This is a genomic window from Desmospora activa DSM 45169 (assembly GCF_003046315.1).
GTDB lineage: Bacteria > Bacillota > Bacilli > Thermoactinomycetales > DSM-45169 > Desmospora > Desmospora activa.
Window position 1 is genome coordinate 1 of record NZ_PZZP01000014.1, and the last position, 1,654, is coordinate 1,654.

Annotated in this window: 2 protein-coding genes; both read left to right on the forward strand. The window is 42.3% G+C overall.

What is annotated here, in order from left to right; genetic code table 11:
- The first annotated feature begins 134 nt into the window (after positions 1-134).
- Positions 135-764 (forward strand): recombinase family protein, encoded by a 630-nt coding sequence (locus C8J48_RS18475; protein ID WP_107728734.1) that lies wholly within the window; start codon positions 135-137, stop codon positions 762-764.
- Positions 765-788: 24 nt separating this feature from the next.
- A complete protein-coding gene (locus tag C8J48_RS18480; RefSeq protein WP_107728733.1) occupies positions 789-1,337 on the forward strand; it encodes a hypothetical protein in 549 nt (182 codons plus the stop codon).
- Positions 1,338-1,654 lie beyond the last annotated feature (317 nt).

Below are 1,654 nucleotides of genomic sequence, written 5' to 3' on the forward strand. Positions count from 1 at the left end.
AATTTGCCTGTTGAGCAAGTCATGCAATACAAAAAACAAGACGGCTCTTAATTAAAGAGGCCGTCTTGTTTTTTGTCTCAATAGGGTACACTCATATAGAACAAATGAAGACAAACGATTTTTCAGCGGTTATAATGTCTCATATAAGTGGTTTCATAAATGAAGGCAGGTGGAAACAAAAATTGACAATTCGAGGGTATATCCGGGTGTCGTCAGTGGATCAAAATCCTCAGCGACAGGAGCAAGCACTTAAGGAAATGGGAGCAGATATTGTATACGTTGATAAAATGAGCGGTGGCACCCGACAACGGCCGCAACTAGCGCAAATGCTTGATGACCTTCAGCCAGGGGATGAAGTCCTTATAAAGGAACTTTCTCGCTTCTCTCGCTCTACAGTAGATACTTTCGATTTGGTGGAGGAGATCCGGGCAAAGGGAGCTTCTTTAAAGTCTTTGGCAGAGCCTTGGTTAGACACTAGGGACGATAGTCCCCAGTCCCAATTTCTTTTGACCGTTTTTTCTGCCTTAGCTGAACTGGAACGAGGCATGATTAGACAAAGACAGAAAGAGGGCATAGCCATTGCTAAAAAAGAAGGCAAGTATAAGGGAAGGCCGCCCAAGCTGACTAAGAATAACCCGCGAGTCCGGGTTGCACTGGAGGAGTATGCCAAAGGGGAGCGTTCAGTGCGCGAAATTGCTCAATTATATTCCATCAGCCGGTCTAGCTTATATCGTTTGGCAAAAGAGGAAGGAATCACAAGATAATGATGTTAGGTAGGGGGTTACACTTTGGCAAAACGGTGGAGCAAAGATGAAGATCAAAAATTAGTGGATCTTATACTTAATACATTGGAACGTGGCGGAAAACTCAAAGAAGCCTATAAGGTGTTTGCTGAACAGCATCCAGATCGAGGTATGGTGGCCATTCAACAGCGATGGAATAATCTCCGATCATCCCACCTTGAACAAGTACAAGCGGCTAAAAAAGCGGGAAAAATCAACCGGACAAAAGATAGAGATACATCTGCGAACGATTTTTTAGAGTCACAACGTATCCAGCACGTTAACTATTCCGTGCACGGCTTAAATGAATTAATAACACATGTAAACGAATTGGTTCGCCAGTTGAAAGAAGAACAGGCAGAAAATCAGCACTTGAGGCGCAAGGTAGCTGAGTTAGAGAACATGATAAGTGAACGGGATCAAAAATTAGCCCAGGTTGCGGACTTTGATAAGTTAAATATGATCATGAATCGAGTTCGCCTTAATACAGCTTCGGATTTGATTGAGGGAGAAACCTATCGGATGGAGAAAAACGGGAACCTTGTTCGAGACTAAGGATTAATATAATACGTCTAACATGCCACCAGCCCTAGAAATTTGCTGGTTTATTTTCGGGAAGGGGTAAGTCTCAGCGAAAGAGGTCAGGGGAATTAAACCTTTGGCCTTTAATTATGATGTCTTAACAGCCGCTTTTTTCAGGAAGGAATATATCCCTGACAGATAGAGAACAATATTATTACTATATACATAAAATACATTATGTACATTGTGTACACTTTTCGATAAAATGGAGGTGAAAAGGAGGTATGCTCATGGATACGATAATCAATGCCACCGACGCCCGTAAAGAGTTTTCCCGTGTAATTGATACC